The 1,309-nt window shown below is 47.6% G+C and carries 1 protein-coding gene and 1 other annotated feature; the gene reads left to right on the forward strand.

The features are described from left to right. The first annotated feature begins 50 nt into the window (after positions 1–50). Positions 51–1,270 (forward strand): IS3 family transposase gene (locus K7G70_RS17825; protein ID WP_223790015.1). Its coding sequence is split into 2 segments (ribosomal slippage): positions 51–339 and positions 339–1,270, totalling 1,221 coding nucleotides; the frame shifts between segments, so codons are not numbered across the junction. Further along, positions 329–445: a sequence feature (AL1L pseudoknot), on the forward strand. (Overlaps the previous gene by 117 nt.) Positions 1,271–1,309 lie beyond the last annotated feature (39 nt).

Below are 1,309 nucleotides of genomic sequence, written 5' to 3' on the forward strand. Positions count from 1 at the left end.
TGAATCGCCCCGGGTTTGTCGGAGACTAAATAGTTTGAGAGAATTAGTCTATGAATACACGAATCCGTTACGCCCCCGAGGTGAAAGAACGAGCTGTTCGTTTGGTCTTGCAAACCGAACATGAGCATCATTCCAGATGGGCCACCATCAAATCAATTGCAGCCAAAATCGGCTGTACACCAGAAACGCTCAGAAGCTGGGTTAATCGACTTGAAATCGACCAAGGGGACAAGCCTGGCACAACCACAACTCAAACCATGAAAATCAAAGATTTGGAGCGTGAGAACCGTGAGTTAAAACGCGCCAATGAAATCTTGCGCAAAGCGGCGGCTTTTTTCGCCCAGGCGGAGCTCGACCGCAAACGGAAATAATGGTTGATTTCATTGATCAAGAAAAAGGTCTTTATGGTGTCGAGCCAATTTGTGAGATATTACCGATTGCATCATCGACCTATTACCACCATAAGCAGCTCATGACCAATCCCCACTTGCGTTCTTCTCGGAGCAAACAAGATGAAGTGTTGATGGAACATATCAGCCGAGTGTGGCATGAAAATCGCTGTGTTTATGGCATTCGCAAGGTCTGGAAACAATTACTTAGAGAAGGCATCACAGTGGCTCGTTGCACTGTTGCCAGGTTGATGAATGCCCTTGGTATCAAAGGGGTCATCAGGGGTAAGTCGTGTAAAACCACCATCAGTTCTGAACTTGATGCCAAACCACTTGATTTGGTCAACAGGTCATTCGGTGCCAGTAAACCCAATGAACTGTGGGTGGCTGACATCACCTATGTGTGGACCCGATCTGGCTATGTGTTTGTGGCCTTTGTGGTTGATGTCTTTGCTCGCATGATTGTTGGCTGGCGTGTGCTGAAAACCATGGACACTTCACTGGTGCTTGATGCATTGGAACAAGCGTTGTGGGCCAGAGGCAGACATGATGATCTGGTTCATCACTCTGACCGGGGCAGCCAATATCTGTCGATCACGTATACCGACCGTCTGATCGAAGCTGGCATTGAAGCCTCAGTTGGGTCAGTCGGCGACTCCTATGACAACGCTTTGGCTGAAACCATCAATGGCCTTTACAAAACTGAATTGATTTATCATGAAGGGCCTTACAGCACCCTAGAAGAGGTGGAAATAGCCACATTGGGCTGGGTCAACTGGTTTAACAATCACCGACTGCTGTCATCGATTGGTCATATCCCGCCAGTTGAAAAAGAAATGATGTATTATGCATCAACTGGTGAGTCTGCCAATGCGGCATGACTCAAGTAAAAAACTCTCCGGTAAACCCGGGGCGATTCA

The sequence above is a fragment of the Marinicella meishanensis genome, from assembly GCF_019931145.1.
GTDB lineage: Bacteria > Pseudomonadota > Gammaproteobacteria > Xanthomonadales > Marinicellaceae > Marinicella > Marinicella meishanensis.